A 1,427-nucleotide genomic window follows, 5' to 3' on the forward strand; every position below is an offset into this window, starting at 1 on the left:
CAATGCCAGTCAGTTAAGCTGACTGGCATTTCTTTTTTTATGTGGGTACTTTGATGGCTTAGGCTTTATCGCTCTTGGGTATCGCCTATCTTCTCTTCTAGGTGGCAGTTTAAATAGTCTCAGCGTACCTAACAGATGATCCCAGTGAATTGGAATATTACCGGGGCTCATAATTGATATTGATGAGAAGTATTGAATAACTGCCATCGAGCAGCTTGAGAAACTGAGTTGGTTAGGCCATATTCCTTCAGCTTTTGCTGCTAGGGTCATCAACCTTCGAATTAAATTGTATGCGAGGAGGATCCCCCATAGCTCCTGTCTGACCATATCAGGGCGCTTACTCCGAAGGTGGTATGTGCTATCTAGCATTGTTTGCTTTATTTCTCGATACCCTAATTCTATTTCCCAGCGATGGCTGTATAAATCAACTATTTCGCTACTTGGAAAACGAAGTCTATCTACCATCGAGGTTAGTATTCGGTAATTTTTACCTTTTATGGTTTTACTAACCAGTCTTGCTTTAATAACTTCGGGAACATCGGGGAAATTCTTTTGCGCATGCTTAGTGGTTTTGAGCTCAATTATCAGGTCATTGTTACCAACCTTAGAAACGACTTCGTATTGTAAATCAGGTCTTGCAGGTATTAGCCAATGCCTTTCTTCTCCAGTGCTGTGCCATCGATTTAACAAGCCCAGTGAATAGTACCCTTTATCAAACATGGTCAATGAATGGTTAGGTGTACGCTCAATCAGTCGTTCAGCAAGCTTCATTTCATTCGTCTTATAGTTATCAAACTCACTGCTTATCAGTTGGTGACTGGTGAGTTCCATATGACAAACCATACGAATTTGTGGGAATCCTGTATCACCATATTGGTTGCTAGCCGATGAGAATGCTTCACGATTCTCATCTGAATCGGCCGTACGCCAAACAACGCCATCAACCGCTAATAAATTTAACCCAGCCCACGTGTCAAACTGTTCTGTATGGTACATATTATCAGCAGCTTTATTAAAGACTTGCTTAACGGGGTCATCACCTAATCGCTGGCGAGCTTGAACCATGGCACTCGGGGCGACTAACTGATTTTTGCCAGGCAGCATAATGTCTAGTTTATTCGCAATATTCCAGACAGACTCTTTACGAAATAATGCCATGCCAATAACAGACCAAAGCACAGCTTCTAAAGGCAACCTGCGCTTTCTAACTGTGGCTACTCCTGCTTGTTGAAAGCCTTGTTCAATCAGGTCAGAAGATAAAATTTCAGATAATTTTTCAAACGTGTGGTAACGAGTGCTTTCTTCGAAAGCAGAATGAAGAGCTTGTTCTATATTCACAAAAAAATCCGTAGTTAGTTGCCTAACTACGGATTGTGCATGATCATTCTGATCGGTCAACTGATCAACTTCTTAACTGATCAGCATTA

At 41.5% G+C, this 1,427-nt stretch carries 1 protein-coding gene; it reads right to left on the reverse strand.

What is annotated here, in order from left to right; all coding sequences use genetic code 11:
- Window positions 1-9: 9 nt before the first annotated feature.
- Window positions 10-1,332, reverse strand: a complete 1,323-nt coding sequence (locus tag EXT43_RS20465; protein WP_130167817.1) for an IS4 family transposase — start codon at window positions 1,330-1,332, stop codon at window positions 10-12.
- Between the last annotated feature and the right edge of the window lie 95 nt (window positions 1,333-1,427).

Origin of the sequence: Pseudoalteromonas sp. CO109Y (genome assembly GCF_004208935.1) — a bacterium.
GTDB classification, from domain to species: domain Bacteria; phylum Pseudomonadota; class Gammaproteobacteria; order Enterobacterales; family Alteromonadaceae; genus Pseudoalteromonas; species Pseudoalteromonas shioyasakiensis.